Consider the following 16,791-nt stretch of genomic DNA (forward strand, 5'->3'; position numbering starts at 1 on the left):
TCCCTCCGGCCACTCCCGTGACAGACGACTGTCAGCAGACCGCGCAACCCCCGGAGTAGGGCAGGAAGGCACCCCAGGCCTCCCGGCTGACATGCACCTTGGCACCCCTCATGTTCTTCGAGTCCCGTACGACGACCTGGCCGACCGTCTCGGCGACCTCAACGCAGTTACCGCCGCCCGAGCCGCTGTAGCTGCTCTTCCGCCACACCAACTGACCACGGTCGCCGGTGTCCTGCCGCGGGTTCATGCCGCTCCTACAAGTCGTTCGATAATTCTTTTCTGGTCACGCGAGACGCAACGGCCAAAAGATCCACCTCCGCAGCCCCGGAGATGAAGAAGAGGTACGCCTCGCCGCACTCCCCTCCTTCGTCATGCACTTCCGCTACCTCCTGTTCGGCAAGGAGGAGGCACATGGATCTCAACGATGATGTCCATAAGGGCATTGCCCCTGGCCAAGACCCGGCCGCATGCTCCGCTCCTGAAATGCCGCGACGCACGACAAACCAACGTGAAACAGACGCATCTGACTACGCCGAAGCCCTGAGTCCCCCTCCGACCGCACACGACAACGGAGCGGACCGAAACGGCCCGCTCCGCGCCTCGGATTACTTGTGAATCGTCGCGCAGGCCTTGGTCCCCGGGTAATTGTGCCAGTACCCGCAGATCTTGCTGCCGTCCGCCGCTGAAAGCCCCCAGGTGGTTCCGACCGTCTTCTTCTCGACCCGCGCGGCACTGACGGTTTGGCTCATAAAACCGCCCGACCCGTCCGTGAAGTCGATGTGCGCGTAATCGGTCCAGGCCCGGTTGTTCGACTGCTTGGACAGGTAGAAGCTGTCCACCTTGAGCCCGGTACCGTTCACCGTGATGCAAACCGACCCGGACCCGTCCGTGGATCCCGCATTTCCGGTGCAGTTCGTGGCGCTGAACGGAGTGACATCTACCGCCTGCGCATTCCCGCCGAACATCGTGACACCCATGACAGCGGCGGCGATTACGGTCAGAACCTTCTTCAAGTGGCTTCACACCTCAAGCAATTGAGCGGCAAGTGACAGGTTATATAAACAAGCTCCCGTGCACCGCAGCCACTCATTTCCGGCCCTGATTTGACCAGTTCTCCACTTCTCAAACACGCCAAAGACCCCTCCGGGTTCGACTTCTCCGTGCTGACCGAGTTCCGAGCCCGGCTGGCCGGGGATGATGCGGGCGGGGGCGTGTTCGACGCGGTGCTGACCGCCGCTCGGGAAGCCGGGCTGGTCAAGCCGGGCAAGCGGCAGCGCACGGACGTCACCCACGTATTGGCCGCGACGAGGGACCTGAACCGGCTGGAGTTCGCGGTCGAGACGCCTGCGCAGATCCCGCTACCGGGGGCTCGCCAAAACCCGCTTGCAACACCACTTCACCGGTGCCGTCACCAACCTCGCACGCCTAGACGCCTGGCTCACCGGCAGACCCCTCGCCCGCACCCGCGTCTCACCCTTCGCAGCAATCCGCCCCGCTGGATGAGATCCAGCGGGGCGGATTTACCAACAGCGTACGAGGCGCGGCGGTCGCGGTCGGACACCGGCGGCCGGGGCTGCCGGCCCCTTCGACGCCGGCGACGGCTCAGAAGGGGCCGTCGGGCAGTGCGCCCACCGTGTAGGTGTCGTAGATGTCGAGGAGGTCCTCCTCGGCACCCAGTCACACCTCCGGCGGCATCAGGCAGACCAGGGAGGTCAGCCGGCCCAGGGCGGTCAGTCCCGGCAGGCGGTCGGCCTCCTCCGTGGGAAGGGGATCCGCGCCCGGCCACTCGGCGGACAGGGCGCTCAGGCAGTCGTGCCGGGCGCGGTTCTCGTCGACGGCCGGGCGCTCGTCCGTGACATGCCAGAGGCCCGCCGTCGGGACCGTCCGGCACGCGGCGACGAGCTGCCGCCGCAGTGCCGGGTCCGCGCCCTGCCAGGAGGCGGGGAGGGCCAGGCCGACCAGGGCCGCCGCGGCCTTCTCCTCCGCTTCGGTCAGCCGGTCCGGGGCAACGCCCAGCGCAGTCAGTCCGTAGTGAGAACGCGCAGAGCATCGTGCTGGGAGATGTCGAGATCATCCGCCTCGTGGAGTGGCAGGGGGTGTACGCGCCGGCCCGCACGCTGGTCCCGGGCTCGTCGGAGCAGTTGTGGAAGGAGAACAAGGGCTGGCTCGCCCCGGACCACTGGTGTCCGGACAGCGATCAGGCGGTGGTCGCGCTGCAGACGTGGGTCCTGCGCAGCGGCGGCCGGACGATCGTGGTGGATCCGGGGCTGGGTGACGGCCGTGAGCGCCCTGGCTCGCCGTTCCACCACTGGCAGAGCGACTTCCTCGACCGGCTGACCCGGCAGGCCGGTGTCCGTCCGGAGGATGTGGACGTCGTGGTCAACACACACCTCCACGCCGATCACGTCGGCTGGAACACCATGGGGCCTGCGGGAGAGTGGGTGCCGACGTTCCCCAACGCCCAGTATCTGCTGCCCGCCGCCGACGACTTCCACTTCGGTCCGTCCAACGCGTACGGGAACGGGCTGCGCGAGGACGACCGGCTGATCTACGAGGAGAGCATCGCTCCCCTCCACCAGGCCGGACAGGCCGTGCTGTGGGACGGCACGCACCGCATCGACGCCCGCCTCACCCTGGAGTCGGCCCCGGGCCACACGCCCGGCTCGTCCGTCCTGCGGCTCGACTCCGGGGGCGAACGGGCGGTCTTCGTCGGCGACCTGATGCACAGCCCGGTACAGATCCTCGCCCCCGCGTGCAGTAGCTGCCTGTGCCTGGACCCGGTACGGGCGGCGGCCGGCCGTCGCCGGATACTCGAGCGAGCGGCCGAAGCGAAGGAGTTGGCCATCCCCGCACACTTCGGCGGCGCGGGAGCCGTGGAGGTCCGGCGCGCGGGGAGCGGGTTCACGCTCGGGCGGTGGGCGGCGTATCAGACGCGGTAGCCGACAAGGAGGACGAGCGCCGCGGAGGCAGACGGACGATCTCGGCGGAAGACAGTCCGCGGCGACCAGGGCGAGTATCCCGTCCAGGCGAAGGCACGCTCGACCACCCGGCGGACCTTGCCCAGTCCGGAGCTGTGGGCGACGCCGCCTCAGCCGGCCACCCTGCCGTTCAGGACCACCCGCCTTGGCGCCGCCAGCACGCGGACGTCCGCTCGTGGGTCCTCGTCGTAGACGACGAGGTCGGCGGGGGCGCCCTCGGTCAGGCCGGGGCGGCCGAGCCAGGCGCGGGCGGCCCAGGTGGTCGCGGAGAGGGCCTGAAGGGGCGGGATGCCGGCCTTGACCAGTTCGGCGACCTCGGCCGCCGCCAGGCCGTGGGGCAGGGAGCCGCCGGCGTCGGTGCCGACGTAGACCGGGATGCCGGCGTCGTAGGCGTCCCGGACCGTGTCGTAGCGGCGCTCGTGCAGCCGGCGCATATGCGCCGACCAGCGCGGGAACTTGGTCTCGCCACCGTCGGCGAGACGGGGGAAGGTGGCGATGTTGACGAGGGTGGGGACGATCGCGACACCGCGTTCGGCGAAGAGCGGGATCAGGTCCTCGGTCAGGCCCGTGGCGTGCTCGATGCAGTCGATGCCCGCCTCGACCAGGTCACGCAGGGAGTCCTCCGCGAAACAGTGGGCCGTCACACGCGCGCCCAGGCGGTGGGCCTCCGCTATCGCCGCCTCGACCGCCTCGCGCGGCCAGCAGGCCGAAAGGTCGCCGAGGTCGCGGTCGATCCAGTCGCCGACCAGCTTCACCCAGCCGTCGCCGCGCCGGGCCTCCTGGGCGACATAGGCGACCAGGTCCTCCGGTTCGATCTCCCAGGCGTAGTTGCGGATGTAGCGGCGGGTGCGGGCGATGTGGCGGCCCGCACGGATGATCTTCGGCAGGTCCTCGCGCTCGTCGATCCAGCGGGTGTCCGAGGGCGAACCCGCGTCCCGCAGGAGGAGGGTGCCCGCGTCGCGGTCGTTGAGCGCCTGCTTCTCCGAGACGTCGTCGGGCACCGGTCCGTGCTCGTCGAGGCCCACGTGGCAGTGCGCGTCGACCAGGCCGGGCAGCACCCAGCCCTCGACGGTCCTCACATCGGAGGCGCCGGCGGGACGGTCGTAGGAGATCCGGCCGTCGACCACCCACAGCTCGTCCCGGACCTGATCGTCGTCCGGGCCGACGAGCACCCGACCCTTCACGTGCAGCACCGCGCGATCGCTCATGCACCGCACCCTAATCAGCCCGCGCCCGCTGCGGACCACCCGGTCCGAGGTCACCGGTTGAAAGCGGGGCAGACCCGCCGACTACGCTCGGTGCGTCCGTCCTCGCCCGTACGAAGAGAGCACCGCCGTGACCAACCCGTTCCTGGACCTCGCTCCGCTGAGCGCCGACCGCTTCGCCTCGATCGAGGACCGGGTGGCGCGGCTGCTGGCCACCGAGCAGGATGTCGTGATCATGCAGGGCGAGGCGCTGCTGCCGCTGGAGGGCGCGATCAGGGGCACGGCCGGTCCCGGCACGACCGCGCTGAACGTGATCACCGGGCCGTACGGGCAGACGTTCGGCAACTGGCTGCGCGACTGCGGCGCGACGGTGTACGACCTGTCCGTGCCGTACCACACGGCGGTCACGGCGGACCAGGTCAGGGAGGCCTTCGCCGAGCACCCGGAGATCGACTTCGTGTCGCTGGTGCACGCGGAGGCGGCGACGGGCAACACCAACCCGGTCGCGGAGATCGGCGAGGCCGTGGCGGAGCAGGGCGCCCTGTTCTACCTGGACGCCGTGGCCTCGGTCGGCGCGGAGCCGGTGCTGCCGGACGCGTGGGGTGTGGACCTCTGTGTGATCGGGGCGCAGAAGGCGATGGGCGGGCCGGCCGGGGTGTCGGCGGTGTCGGTCAGCGAGCGCGCCTGGGCCCGGATGGCGGCGAACCCGCACGCGCCGCGCCGCTCCTACCTGTCCCTGCTGGACTGGAAGGAGCGCTGGCTCGACGGCGGCCGCAAGGCGCTGCTGCACGCGCCCGCGCAGTTGGAGATGCTGGCCCTCGAGGCCTGTCTCGAGCGCATCGAGACGGCCGGCCTGGACGCCGTGATGGACCGCCACCGCCGCGCCGCCGCGGCGACCCGCGCGGGTGCTCGGGCCCTCGGCGCGGGCCTGGAGCCGTACGTGCACCAGGCGTCGGAGGCGGCCCCGGTCGCCACCACCCTGCGGGCCCCGTCGGACGTCGATGCCTCCGAGCTGGTGGCCCGCGCCCTGGAGACCGGCCCCGCCCTCCCGCTGGCCGCGGGCGGCGGCCCGCTCGCCAAGGAGATGATCCGCGTCAACCACTACGGGCCCGACGCCACCCAGGACGTCGTCGAGGCCGCCCTGACGGCCCTGGCCGCCGCCCTGACGGGCAACGGCGCGACCGTGGACGTCGAGGCCGCCCGGCAGGCGGCCGCGAAGGCCTGGCAGCGGTAGGCGCGCGGGCATCGGGCCCGCATTCTCCGGAATCGGACGGACAGGGCTCACAAAACTCACAGAGATTATTGGCGAGACAATTCAGTAATTCAATTCTGGGCAGCCTCCCATTTTCTCCTGCCCCGTTTCCCGGGACGTAAACGCAGAGATTTCACGAACACCCGGCGACACAATTCGAAGACCGCCGGGAGGGTTGCGTGATTGTGACGCACTCCACAGACGCGACCCTTTTGCCCAGTAATTAAGGGGCAAACACTCCCATATCGCCACCCTCTCGCGCGATCACGCGCTCGCGCGATAACACATGCGCGCGGTTCAAGTAAGGCTCTTGGGCGATGCATTTTTGAATTCCGCTCGGTAAGTTCATTCCACATGACTGCCGCCCAAGCAGACCTGCATTCCCCCCGCACAGAATTGCCGGAGGCACCCCGCATCGAGCGTCCATCCCCCGCCGACGGCGCCGCACTCTGGCGACTGGCGAAGGAATCCGGGACGCTCGATGTGAACTCCTCGTACAGCTACCTCCTCTGGTGCCGCGACTTCGCCGCCACGTCCGCGGTGGCGCGCGGAGCCGACGGCGAGCCGGTCGGTTTCGTCACCGGGTACGTGCGGCCCGACCGTCCGCACACCCTGCTCGTGTGGCAGGTGGCCGTGGACGCCGGCCACCGCGGACAGGGCCTGGCCGCCCGGCTGCTGGACGCGCTCACCGCCCGGGTCGCCGCCGAGCGCGGGCTCACCTCCCTGGAGACCACGATCACCCCGGGCAACACCGCCTCCGAGCGGCTCTTCACCTCCTACGCCGCCCGGCACGGCGCCACGGTCGAGCGCGAGGTCCTGTTCGGGACCGAGCAGTTCCCGGACGGGCCGCACGACCCGGAGGTCCTCCACCGGATCGGTCCGCTCTCCTTCTGACCGCGGCCCCTCCGGCCGGCTTCCGGTCCCAGCCACCTCTCCGCCTCCCCTTCACTCCCGCCTCCCCTTCACTCCCCCACCGAGGAGCGATTCGCCGTGACCATCACCCAGCCCGACCTGAGCGTCTTCGAGACCCTGGAGTCCGAGGTGCGCAGCTACTGCCGCGGCTGGCCCACCGTCTTCGACCACGCGCGCGGCAGCCGTATGTACGACGAGGACGGCCACGAGTACCTCGACTTCTTCGCGGGCGCGGGCTCGCTCAACTACGGCCACAACAACCCGGTGCTGAAACGGGCGTTGATCGACTACCTGGAGCGCGACGGGGTCACCCACGGGCTCGACATGTCGACCACCGCCAAGCGCACGTTCCTCCAGACCTTCCAGAACCTGGTCCTGCGCCCCCGCGACCTGCCGTACAAGGTGATGTTCCCGGGCCCGACCGGCACCAACGCCGTGGAGTCGGCGCTGAAGCTGGCCCGCAAGGTCAAGGGGCGCGAGGCGATCGTGTCCTTCACGAACGCCTTCCACGGCATGTCGCTGGGTTCCCTGGCCGTCACCGGGAACGCCTTCAAGCGGGCCGGCGCCGGCATCCCGCTCGTGCACGGCACGCCCATGCCGTTCGACAACTACTTCGACGGCAAGGTCCCGGACTTCCTGTGGTTCGAACGGCTGCTGGAGGACCAGGGCTCCGGTCTCAACAAGCCGGCCGCCGTGATCGTCGAGACCGTGCAGGGCGAGGGCGGCATCAACGTCGCCAGGCCCGAGTGGCTGCGCGCGCTCAAGGAGCTGTGCGAGCGGCAGGACATGCTGCTGATCGTCGACGACATCCAGATGGGGTGCGGGCGCACCGGGGCCTTCTTCTCCTTCGAGGAGGCGGGGATCGTGCCCGACATCGTCACCGTCTCCAAGTCCATCAGCGGCTACGGCCTGCCGATGTCGCTGTGCCTGTTCCGGCCGGAGCTGGACGTGTGGGAGCCGGGCGAGCACAACGGCACCTTCCGCGGCAACAACCCGGCGTTCGTCACGGCCTCCGCCGCGCTGGAGGCCTACTGGACGGACGGCTCGGCGATGGAGAAGCAGACCCGCGCCCGCGGTGAGCGGCTGGAGCAGTGGCTGATCTCCATCACCGAGGAGAACCTCGCGGACGTCAGGGAGTACCGGGGCCGGGGTCTGGTCTGGGGCCTGGAGTTCCGCGACCCGGAGCGGGCCGGGCGGATCGCGCGGCGCGCCTTCGACCTCGGGCTGCTGATCGAGACGTCGGGCCCGCAGGGCGAGGTCGTCAAGCTGCTGCCGGCGCTGACCATCACCGCCGACGAGCTGGACGAGGGCATGAGCATCCTCGCCCGCGCGGCCCGCGAGACCGCCTGACCACCAGGCCGCAGAGCCGCAGAGCCACAGAGCCACAGAGAACCGGAAACAACCACGCAAGGAGGCACGCGACACCGTGATCGTCCGTTCGTTCAAGGACATCGAAGGCACCGACCGGCATGTGAAGGCCGCGTCCGGCACCTGGGAGAGCAAGCGCATCGTCCTCGCCAAGGAGAAGGTCGGCTTCTCCGTGCACGAGACGATCCTGTACGCGGGCACGGAGACATCGATGTGGTACGCCAACCACATCGAGGCCGTCGTCTGTGTCGAGGGCGAGGCCGAGCTGACCGACCGCGAGACCGGGAAGACGTACACGATCACGCCCGGCACCATGTACCTCCTCGACGGCCACGAGCGGCACACGCTCCGCGTCAAGGAGGACTTCCGCTGCATCTGCGTGTTCAACCCGCCCGTCACGGGCCGGGAGGACCACGACGAGAACGGCGTCTATCCCCTGCTCACCGAGGACGAGGAGGTGTGAGCACGACCATGCGCAACGTCACCGATCCGTACCCCACCCGCGGCACCACCGAGGTGACCACTCCCCGCCAGGACCCGGTCGTCTGGGGCTCCCCCGACACACCCGGACCGACCGACACCACCGGCCTCCAGGCGTTCGAGCGTGACGGCTTCCTCGCCGTCGACCAGCTGATCACCGAGGACGAGGTGGCCGTCTACCGGCGCGAGCTGGAGCGGCTGGTGAGCGATCCGGGGATCCGCGCCGACGAACGCTCCATCGTGGAGCCGAAGTCCAAGGAGATCCGCTCGGTCTTCGAAGTCCACCGGATCAGCGAGGTGTTCGCCGCTCTGGTGCGCGACGAGCGCGTCGTCGGGCGGGCCCGGCAGATCCTCGGCTCGGACGTCTACGTCCACCAGTCGCGGATCAACGTCAAGCCGGGCTTCGGGGCCAGCGGCTTCTACTGGCACTCGGACTTCGAGACCTGGCACGCCGAGGACGGCCTGCCGAACATGCGGACGGTGTCCGTCTCGATCGCGCTGACCGAGAACCTCGACACCAACGGCGGCCTCATGATCATGCCGGGGTCGCACCGGACGTTCCTCGGCTGTGCGGGGGCCACGCCGAAGGACAACTACAAGAAGTCGCTGCAGATGCAGGACGCGGGCACGCCGTCCGACGAGGCACTGACCGCGATGGCCGGGCAGCACGGCGTCAAGCTGTTCACGGGCAGGGCGGGCTCCGCGACCTGGTTCGACTGCAACTGCATGCACGGCTCCGGCGACAACATCACGCCGTTCCCGCGCAGCAACGTGTTCATCGTGTTCAACAGCGTGGAGAACACGGCGGTCGAACCGTTCGCGGCGCCGGTACGGCGCCCGGAGTTCATCGGGGCACGGGACTTCACACCCGTGCGATGAGACGACGGACCGGTCGGGGCCTCCTCGTGTGGGACGGGAGGCTCCGGCCCGTGTCCGGATCCCGGCGCCGGCCTCAGCCGGCCAGCGCGTCCAGCAGGCGGTCGACGTCGGCGGGCGTGTTGTAGAGGTGGAAGGCGGCCCGCAGATTGCCCGCGCGCTGCGAGACCTCGATGCCCTTGGCGCTCAACTCGCCCTGGCGCGCGCCGAGTCCCGGCACGGCGACGATCGGGGAACCCGGCGCGGAGACCGGCTCGTGGCCGAGGGAGCGCAGCCCGGCGCGGAACCGGTCGGCGAGCGCGAGATCGTGGTCGCGTACGGCGGACACGCCGAGTTCCTCGACGAGTTCGAGCGAGCGGCGGGCTCCCGTGTAGCTGAGGAGGGCGGGGCTCTCGTCGAACCGCCGTGCGGAGTGGGCGAGTTCCTCGATGGGGCCGTAGCAGCTGTCCCAGGGCCGCTCCCCCGCCACCCAGCCCGCGAACAGCGGGTTCAGGCCGCCGAGGTCGTCGGGGACGACCAGGAAGGCCACGCCTCGTGGGCACAGGAGCCACTTGAAGGCGACGGCGCTGACGTAGTCGTAGGCATTCGCGTCGAGGTCCAGCCAGCCGGCGGCCTGGGAGGCGTCGACGTAGACGCGCGCGCCGTGCTCGCGTGCGGCCGCGCGGATGGCGGGCAGGTCGGCGACGCGGCCGTCGGCCGACTGTGCGGCGCTCACCGCGACCAGGGCCGTGCCGGGCCGTACCGACTCGGCGATCCGTTCCAGTGGCGCGCTGCGCACCTTCAGGTGCCGGCGGACGTGGAAGGGGTTCACCACGGAGCTGAAGTCGCCGTCCACGGTGAGGACTTCGGCGCCCTCGGGCAACGCTGCGGCGATCAGCCCGGTGTAGACGGCGACGGAGGCCCCGACCGCCACGCGGCGCTCCGGCACCTTCATCAGGCGGGCGAAGGAGGCGCGGGCGGCCTCGACGTCGGCGAACATGTCGGTCGGCTGCCCGGAGGCGGCCGCCGTCACGGCGGTGCCCAGGGCCTCCACCGTGCGGGCGGGCAGGAGACCGAGGGACGCGCTGTTGAGATACGTGGTCTTCGGGGCGAACTCGGCGCGGACGAGGGTCTCGAAGGTTTCCATGGGTCCACTGTGCGGTCCGTCGCGGCCCCCGTCCATTGCGCGTTTTTGCGCAGATCCGCGAAGGATTCCTTATGAATCCGCCGTGACCTGCGGTTCGTCCGCGCCGCTCAGCTCCGCGGCACCGCGCATCCGTCCGGACCGCAGGCGTCCCCGTCGCTGTCGCCGCCCTGGAAGAGGGTCAGCGGGGAGCGCTCGCCCCATGCCTGGGTGAGGGCCTGGGTGAAGACCTCGGCGGGCTGGGCACCGGAGACGCCGTACTTCCGGTCGAGCACGAAGAACGGGACTCCGGAGGCTCCGAGTTGCGCGGCCTCCCGCTCGTCGGCACGGACCTCGGCGGCGTAGGCGTCGGTATCGGCGAGCACCTTCCGGACGGCGTCGGCGTCGAGTCCGGCGGCGACGGCCAGCTCCACCAGCCGTTCGCCGCCCTCGGTGAAGACGGACCGCTCCTCGGCGAAGTTCGCCCGGTACAGGGCGTCCAGCAGCTCACTCTGCCTGCCGTGCTCCTTGGCGAGGTGCAGCAGGCGGTGCATGTCGAAGGTGCTGCCGTGGTCCCGGCCCCGGGTGCGGTAGTCGAGGCCCTCGGCGGCGGCCTGCCGTCCGAGGTTGTCCTCGCCGTCGTGGGCCTGCGCCTCGCTCATTCCGTACTTCTTGGTGAGCATGGCGACCACCGGCTGCACGTCGTCCTTGGCCCGCCCCGGATCCAGCTCGAACGACCGGTGCACCACCTCGACCTGCTCCCGGTGCGGGAAGGCCGCGAGCGCCTTCTCGAAGCGCGCCTTCCCTACGTAGCACCAGGGACAGGCGATGTCCGACCAGATCTCGACGCGCATGCTCTCGGCTCTCTCCCGCTCGTACGGAAGCGGAGATGGACGACCTCCGCCGGGTCCGTGAACGTTCAAGCAGCGGTTTTCATTCCCCGGTCACCGTGTAGCGCAGCCCCAGATGATGATCGCCCTCGACGGCGGGCCGCAGCGGATCCGGGGTCCAGCCACGCCGGGCGTAGAAGCGCCGCGCCCGTTCGTTGCCGGTGTGCACCTCCAGGACGGCCGTCCGCCTGCCCTCGGTGCGCCAGTGCTCGACGCAGGCCGCGTGCAGCGCCGTGCCGATGCCCGAGCCCCAGTGGCCGGGGTCGACGTGGAACTGCAACAGCGCGACCGTGTCCGCGGGGCCGTCGGGCGGGGTGCGGAAGGAGGCGACGGCGACAACGCGGCCCTGGTCGGCGGCGCACAGCACCTGGCCCTCGGCGCGGGCGATGGCCTCGCGCCACCGGGCGATCCAGTCGGCATCGGCGTCCGGGACGCCGTCCGGGTAGTACGTTGCCCGCGCACGCAGCATCAGGCCCGCGACGGCCTCCGCCTCGGCGGGCACGGCCGTACGGATCACCAGGCGTCCGCTCGCACTCTCGTCGATCATGAGAGGGAGGACGCGGAGGCCCGGCGATCCGGTTCCGTACGGTGCGCGGTCAGCGCTCCAGGCGGCCGTTGAAGCGGCGGGGCAGCCCGAGCGGGTTGTCGTCGCGCAGCTCGGGCGGCAGCAGTGCCTCCGGGGCGTTCTGGTACGCCACCGGACGCATCCACCGCTCGATCGCCGTACCGCCCACGGAGGTGGAGGTCGACGTCGTCGCCGGGTAGGGGCCGCCGTGGTGCTGGGCGGCGGCCACCGCGACACCGGTCGGCCAGCCGTTGACGAGCACGCGTCCGGCGAGCGGGGTCAGCCGGGCGAGCAGTTCGGCACCGCGCCCCTGGCCGGCCGCCTCCTCGGCGGACAGGTGCACGGTCGCGGTGAGGTTGCCGGGCAGCCGCGACAGGACGGCCTCGACCTCGGTCTCGTCCTCGTAGCGGGCCACCACGGTGACCGGTCCGAAGCACTCCTCCAGGAGCAGGTCGTACTGCCCCTCCTCGGTGAGCCGCGCGGCCGGGACGGTCAGGAAGCCCGCGCTGACCGAGTGCTCGCCGCCCGCGCCCGCGGTGACCGGCGACTCGACTCCGGGCAGTGCGGAGCGTTCGGCGACGCCGGTGAGGAAGTTGTCGCGCATCCGGTGGTCGAGCAGGACGCCCGGGTCGGTGTCGCTGACGGCGTCGGTGAGGGACTTCACCAGGCCGTCGCCCGCGGCTCCGGACGGCACGAGGACCAGTCCGGGCTTCACGCAGAACTGCCCGACGCCCAGCGTCATCGAGCCGGCCAGCCCGGCGCCGATGGCCTCGGCCCGCTCGGCGGCAGCCGCCTCGGTGACGAGGACCGGGTTGAGCGAGCCCAGCTCGCCGTGGAACGGGATCGGCGCCGGCCGCGCGGCCGCGGCGTCGAACAGGGCCCGGCCGCCGCGTACGGAACCGGTGAAGCCGGCGGCCGCGACCAGCGGGTGCCGGACGAGCTCGACGCCCGCCTCGAAGCCGTGGACGAGGCCGATCACGGTCTCGGGGACGCCGTGGTGCGCGGCCGCCCCGCGCAGCACCCTCGCGACCAGCTCGGACAGGGCCGGGTGGTCGGGGTGGGCCTTGACGACGACGGGGCAGCCCGCGGCGAGCGCGCTCGCGGTGTCGCCGCCGGCGACCGAGAAGGCGAACGGGAAGTTGGAGGCGGAGTAGACGGCGACGACCCCGAGCGGCACCTTGTGGCGGCGCAGGTCCGGGATCGGCGGGGTCGCGTCGGCGTCGGGGTGGTTGATGATCACGTCGAGGAAGGCGCCCTCGTCGACGATGTCCGCGAAGGCCCTCAACTGATAGCAGGTGCGGGCCAGTTCGCCGGTGAGCCGGACCGGTCCGAGCGCGGTCTCGGCGTCGGCGGCCTCGACGAGCCGGTCCCGGGCCCCTTCAAGGCGGTCGGCGGCGGAGCGCAGGAAGGCCGCGCGGACGGCACGGTCGGCGAGCGCCGCGCGCGCCTCGTGCGCGGCCCGCACGACGGCGTCCACCTCCTGCGCCGTGGCCTCCACCGCGACCTGTTCCCGCTGCTTCCCGTTACGGGGGTCGACACTCCAGACTGGTGCTGCCACCGCGGATCCCTCCACATGTCTTGCCGAAGTATCCGGCCGGTCCCTACGGTCGACCGGATTCGGGGTCACCACCAGCCCGTTCGATATGCTGAACGCTGTCTCTGATGGTGAATGCACTGCCGGAGACTATATCTCCAGCTTCTCGTCGAACGAAGGGGTCCAGGGCGATGTCGGCAGGCGACGCAGGCGGCGGTGCGCAGGTCAAGTCCGCGGTACGGACCGTGGAGTTGCTCGAGTTCTTCGCCGGCCAACCCGGTATGCACTCGCTGGCCGCGGTCCAGGAGGCCGTCGGCTATCCCAAGTCCAGCCTGTACATGCTGCTGCGCACACTCGTCGAGCTGGGCTGGGTCGAGACCGACGCCACCGGCACGCGCTACGGCATCGGCGTGCGGGCGCTGCTCGTCGGCACGTCCTACATCGACGGCGACGAGGTGGTCGCGGCGGCCCGTCCCACGCTGGACCGGCTGTCCGACGACACCACCGAGACGATCCACCTCGCCCGCCTGGACGGCACGAACGTCGTCTACCTGGCAACCCGCCAGTCGCAGCACTATCTGCGCCCGTTCACCCGGGTCGGCCGCCGCCTGCCCGCCCACTCCACCTCGCTGGGCAAGGCGCTGCTGAGCACATACACCGACGAGCAGGTGCGCAAGATGCTCCCCGAGACGCTGCCCGCGCTGACCGAGCACACCATCACCGACCGCGAGCGGCTCATCGGGGAACTGCATCGGATCCGCGAGCAGGGGTACGCCGTCGACCGCGAGGAGAACACCCTGGGTCTGCGCTGCTTCGGGGTGGCGATCCCGTACCGCACCCCGGCCCGGGACGCGGTGAGCTGCTCGGTCCCGGTGGCGCGCCTGACGCCGGCGCACGAGCAGATGGTGAAGGATGCTCTCTTCGACGCCCGTGACCGACTGACGCTCGCCACCCGGAGGCTGTGAGACATGGAGGTCGTGCTCCGCGAGGTCCACGACAGTGATCTGCCGGTGTTCTTCCGGCAGATGAACGACCCGGAGGCGCTGCGGATGGCCGCCTTCACCCCGAAGGACCCGGCCGACCACGAGGCCTTCGCGGCGCACTGGCGCGGGATGCGCGCCTCGTCCGTCGTGCTGCGCACCGTCCTGCTGGACGGTGACGTGGTCGGCAGCGCCGCCGTCTACGGCGAGCCGGGTGAGCGCGAGGTCACCTACTGGGTGGACCGCGCCTACTGGGGCCGGGGCGTTGCCACGGCCGCGCTGCGGGCCCTGCTGGCCGAGGTTCCCGAACGCCCGCTGTACGCGCGGGCGGCGGCGGACAACGCCGGTTCGCTGCGGGTGCTCGCCAAGTGCGGGTTCCGGGAGTCGGCGCGGGCCCGGGGGTTCGCCGAGGCACGCGGCGAGGAGATCGACGAGGTGGTGCTGACGCTGCGGGCCGACGCCGGATGACGGCGGGCGCGCACAGGGCGTGCCCCGCCCGGTCTCGTGGAGCGGGCGGGGCACGAGCCTTGACTAGCCGACGAAGTACGTCGGGTTCGGCAGCTTGAAGGTGTGGTCGGCGTGGCCGCCGTCGAGGTCGGAGTACTGGTCGCCGAGGTTGGCGACGATGTCGTACCCGAGGTCCTCGATGTGCTTGCGGGTGCCGGACTTGTACTGGACGGTCGTGCAGGTCCAGGAGCCCGGGGTGGCGCAGTCCTTCAGGTAGGACGGCGGGTTGGCCGCGTCCTTGAGGAACATGTGCGCGGCGTCGAGGTTGACGTCGGCACCCACCTTCTTCAGGTTCTCCACGGCGGCGGAGCGCTGCGCCTCGCTGAGCCCGGAGTTGTAGAAGACCGTGACGCCCTTCTTCGCGGCGTACTGCACGAGCTCGGGGCTGCCGAAGACGGCCGGACGGTCGGCCCGGTTGACGTAGGCCGCCCAGGTGGCGCTGTTGTAGCCGTAGCTGTTCTTCTTCTCGTAGTCCAGGCTGAGCAGCAGCGTGTCGTCGATGTCGAAGACGACGGCCGGCTTCTTCTGGCCCTTGTGGCCCGCCTTGTCCGCCGCCTTGTCGATCCACTTCCTGGCCTCGGCGTCGACGGCCGCGAGGTCCTTGGCGTACTGGCTGGCCGGGGACGCCTGGTAGACACCGTCGCTGTCGAGCTTGGTGCCGTAGTAGGTGTCGATGTCCTGGGTGAGGAGCCCGATGTTGTAGGGCTCGTGGGTGGAGTTGGCGGTCGTCTGACCTGCCGTGGCCGCACCGGCGCCGTAGATCACGGCACCGGTGAGGGCGCAGGTGGCGGCGAGGGCCGCGATACGCAGTGGCTTGTGCATGAGTCGTTTTCTACGCGCGTCACCCTTGGATGCGCGAGACCGTGCGGGGTACCTTTTGCCCTATCGATATCTGACGGTACAGACAATTCGCCTACGCAACCCGCCGTTCACCTCGCCCGGTCACGCACCGTCAACACCGCCGCCGCGGCACCGTCAGCGCCCCCGCCACGGCGTCCAGTCGCCGAGATACGCCTCCCGGGTCGCCGCCCGGGCCTCGAACCGGGCGAGCTGGGGGCGGTTGGCCGGTACGGTGATCCGCGCACCGGGCCCGGAGTTGCGGTACTCGGCGAAACGCTGGTCCTGCCAGGGGTACATATCCGACATATTGGCGTATGGCGCGACCGTGTCGACACCTGCGCCGAGCCATGTGTCACGGACGGTCAGCATCGGCCGGGCGGTCGTGTCCGAGCTGGGCACCCAGGGGCGGGCGAGCTTGTAGCCGCCGTCCGGGGCCCGGCTGGTGACCCGGCCGTGCGTGACCAGGTAGCCGCGCGGGTTGGCGACCGCGGTGGAGGGCGCGAAGACGAAGCCGTACGGCGGCGCCGCCAGGTCGGTGCGGTCCAGCGCGCGGAAGTGGCAGTGCTCGAACACCGCGGTCGCCCGGCCGAAGACGAAGTCGACGTCACCCTCGACATGGCAGTGGGCGTAGTACTGGCGGGCGAAGGCGGTCAGGGACCTGGTGTCGGCGTACAGGGTGTCCTGGTGGCCGAGGAAGCGGCAGTGCCAGAACGCCGAGCGGTCGCCCTGCGCCTTGACGGCGACGGCCTGGGTGCCGGTGACGCCGGGGTGGTCCGCGCGCAGCCAGTCGTTGGCGAACGTGATCCGGTGGGCGGTGAAGCCGTCCGCCTGGACGGTCGTGGTGGCCGATCCGCTGGTGCCGTAGGTGCCGCCGTCGGGCCTGGGGGTGCCGGCCGCGTTGTCGTACACGATCACCACGTCGCGGGCGTCGCCCGTGGCGCCGATCCAGGTCATGTCGGTTCGGGCGGTGTCCACGGAGACGGTCTCCCGGTAGGTGCCCGGCGCGAGGACCAGGGTCCAGCCGCCGCCGGCGGCCGCGTCCACCGCGGCCTGCACCCGGGTGAAGTCGCCGCGGCCGTGCGGGTCGACGTAGAGGGTGCGCGGGGTGCGACGGTCGGCCGGTGAGCCGTGGCGGCCGAACGGATGCGGCCGGGCGGCGGCCCGCGCGGGCACGGCTGCCGAACCGAGCGCGGCGCCGGCGGCGGCACCGGCGAGCAGCAGTCCCCTTCTCGACAGCCCCTTTCCGGGCAGTGACGGCGGGGACGGACGGAGGTGGGGCGAGGGCATGCGGGTGCTCCTTCG

General features: G+C 70.9%; 18 protein-coding genes and 1 pseudogene. 10 read left to right on the forward strand and 9 right to left on the reverse strand.

All coding sequences use genetic code 11. From position 1 onward, the window contains the following. Positions 1 to 31: 31 nt before the first annotated feature. Positions 32 to 247, reverse strand: coding sequence for a DUF397 domain-containing protein (locus OIE49_RS09500; protein WP_326801935.1), 216 nt, complete (start codon positions 245 to 247; stop codon positions 32 to 34). Positions 248 to 605: 358 nt separating this feature from the next. Then, on the reverse strand, positions 606 to 1,013 hold the full coding sequence (locus OIE49_RS09505; RefSeq protein ID WP_100569434.1) for a hypothetical protein: 408 nt from the start codon (positions 1,011 to 1,013) through the stop codon (positions 606 to 608). A gap of 132 nt (positions 1,014 to 1,145) precedes the next feature. On the opposite strand from OIE49_RS09505, the pseudogene OIE49_RS09510 reads away from it, so the two are divergent. From OIE49_RS09510 to OIE49_RS09520, 3 genes and pseudogenes are all read left to right on the forward strand, one after another. Further along, positions 1,146 to 1,343, forward strand: a pseudogene (locus tag OIE49_RS09510) (IS5/IS1182 family transposase); the annotation flags it as partial. A 1-nt stretch (position 1,344) separates the two neighbouring features. Then, positions 1,345 to 1,503 carry a hypothetical protein gene (locus OIE49_RS09515; RefSeq protein WP_401742621.1) on the forward strand — a complete coding sequence of 53 codons (159 nt, stop codon included), beginning with the start codon at positions 1,345 to 1,347 and terminating at the stop codon, positions 1,501 to 1,503. Positions 1,504 to 2,051: 548 nt separating this feature from the next. Then, complete coding sequence (locus tag OIE49_RS09520) at positions 2,052 to 2,939, forward strand: MBL fold metallo-hydrolase (protein ID WP_326801936.1); 888 nt, start codon at positions 2,052 to 2,054, stop codon at positions 2,937 to 2,939. Between the two features lie 149 nt (positions 2,940 to 3,088). Here OIE49_RS09520 and OIE49_RS09525 read toward each other — a convergent pair whose 3' ends face one another. Continuing rightward, on the reverse strand, positions 3,089 to 4,186 hold the full coding sequence (locus OIE49_RS09525; RefSeq protein ID WP_326801937.1) for an amidohydrolase family protein: 1,098 nt from the start codon (positions 4,184 to 4,186) through the stop codon (positions 3,089 to 3,091). Positions 4,187 to 4,313: 127 nt separating this feature from the next. Between OIE49_RS09525 and OIE49_RS09530 the strand changes: the two genes are divergently transcribed. The 5 genes from OIE49_RS09530 to thpD all read left to right on the forward strand — a co-directional run bounded on the left by OIE49_RS09530 (position 4,314) and on the right by thpD (position 9,074). Beyond that, positions 4,314 to 5,417 (forward strand): pyridoxal-phosphate-dependent aminotransferase family protein, encoded by a 1,104-nt coding sequence (locus OIE49_RS09530; RefSeq protein ID WP_326801938.1) that lies wholly within the window; start codon positions 4,314 to 4,316, stop codon positions 5,415 to 5,417. Between the two features lie 372 nt (positions 5,418 to 5,789). After that, positions 5,790 to 6,329, forward strand: a complete 540-nt coding sequence (ectA, locus tag OIE49_RS09535) for a diaminobutyrate acetyltransferase (RefSeq protein WP_326801939.1) — start codon at positions 5,790 to 5,792, stop codon at positions 6,327 to 6,329. A gap of 96 nt (positions 6,330 to 6,425) precedes the next feature. Continuing rightward, entirely contained in the window at positions 6,426 to 7,697 is a 1,272-nt protein-coding gene (gene ectB, locus OIE49_RS09540; RefSeq protein ID WP_326801940.1) for a diaminobutyrate--2-oxoglutarate transaminase, read from the forward strand. A gap of 76 nt (positions 7,698 to 7,773) precedes the next feature. Next, entirely contained in the window at positions 7,774 to 8,178 is a 405-nt protein-coding gene (locus tag OIE49_RS09545) for an ectoine synthase (RefSeq protein ID WP_100569439.1), read from the forward strand. Then, positions 8,175 to 9,074: an ectoine hydroxylase gene (thpD, locus tag OIE49_RS09550; RefSeq protein ID WP_326801941.1), complete on the forward strand. Its 900-nt coding sequence runs from the start codon at positions 8,175 to 8,177 to the stop codon at positions 9,072 to 9,074. The genes OIE49_RS09545 and thpD overlap by 4 nt, the downstream gene beginning before the upstream one ends. Positions 9,075 to 9,147: 73 nt before the next feature. Here thpD and OIE49_RS09555 read toward each other — a convergent pair whose 3' ends face one another. The 4 genes from OIE49_RS09555 to OIE49_RS09570 all read right to left on the reverse strand — a co-directional run bounded on the left by OIE49_RS09555 (position 9,148) and on the right by OIE49_RS09570 (position 13,186). Then, positions 9,148 to 10,197 (reverse strand): aminotransferase class V-fold PLP-dependent enzyme, encoded by a 1,050-nt coding sequence (locus OIE49_RS09555; protein ID WP_326801942.1) that lies wholly within the window; start codon positions 10,195 to 10,197, stop codon positions 9,148 to 9,150. 107 nt (positions 10,198 to 10,304) lie between these two features. Further along, the gene (locus OIE49_RS09560) at positions 10,305 to 11,027 is read right to left on the reverse strand and encodes a DsbA family oxidoreductase (RefSeq protein ID WP_326801943.1); all 723 of its coding nucleotides are present in this window, start codon (positions 11,025 to 11,027) and stop codon (positions 10,305 to 10,307) included. A gap of 79 nt (positions 11,028 to 11,106) precedes the next feature. Further along, positions 11,107 to 11,610 carry a GNAT family N-acetyltransferase gene (locus tag OIE49_RS09565; RefSeq protein WP_326801944.1) on the reverse strand — a complete coding sequence of 168 codons (504 nt, stop codon included), beginning with the start codon at positions 11,608 to 11,610 and terminating at the stop codon, positions 11,107 to 11,109. A 49-nt stretch (positions 11,611 to 11,659) separates the two neighbouring features. Further along, entirely contained in the window at positions 11,660 to 13,186 is a 1,527-nt protein-coding gene (locus OIE49_RS09570; RefSeq protein WP_326801945.1) for an aldehyde dehydrogenase (NADP(+)), read from the reverse strand. Between the two features lie 167 nt (positions 13,187 to 13,353). Between OIE49_RS09570 and OIE49_RS09575 the strand changes: the two genes are divergently transcribed. Continuing rightward, a complete protein-coding gene (locus tag OIE49_RS09575; protein WP_100569442.1) occupies positions 13,354 to 14,127 on the forward strand; it encodes an IclR family transcriptional regulator in 774 nt (257 codons plus the stop codon). Between the two features lie 3 nt (positions 14,128 to 14,130). Further along, positions 14,131 to 14,610, forward strand: coding sequence for a GNAT family N-acetyltransferase (locus OIE49_RS09580; RefSeq protein WP_326801946.1), 480 nt, complete (start codon positions 14,131 to 14,133; stop codon positions 14,608 to 14,610). Between the two features lie 63 nt (positions 14,611 to 14,673). Here OIE49_RS09580 and OIE49_RS09585 read toward each other — a convergent pair whose 3' ends face one another. Further along, a complete protein-coding gene (locus OIE49_RS09585) occupies positions 14,674 to 15,471 on the reverse strand; it encodes an HAD family acid phosphatase (protein WP_100569444.1) in 798 nt (265 codons plus the stop codon). Positions 15,472 to 15,624: 153 nt separating this feature from the next. Beyond that, positions 15,625 to 16,776, reverse strand: coding sequence for a pectinesterase family protein (locus OIE49_RS09590; protein ID WP_326801947.1), 1,152 nt, complete (start codon positions 16,774 to 16,776; stop codon positions 15,625 to 15,627). Positions 16,777 to 16,791 lie beyond the last annotated feature (15 nt).

Origin of the sequence: Streptomyces sp. NBC_01788 (assembly GCF_035917575.1) — a bacterium.
Taxonomy (GTDB): Bacteria; Actinomycetota; Actinomycetes; order Streptomycetales; family Streptomycetaceae; genus Streptomyces.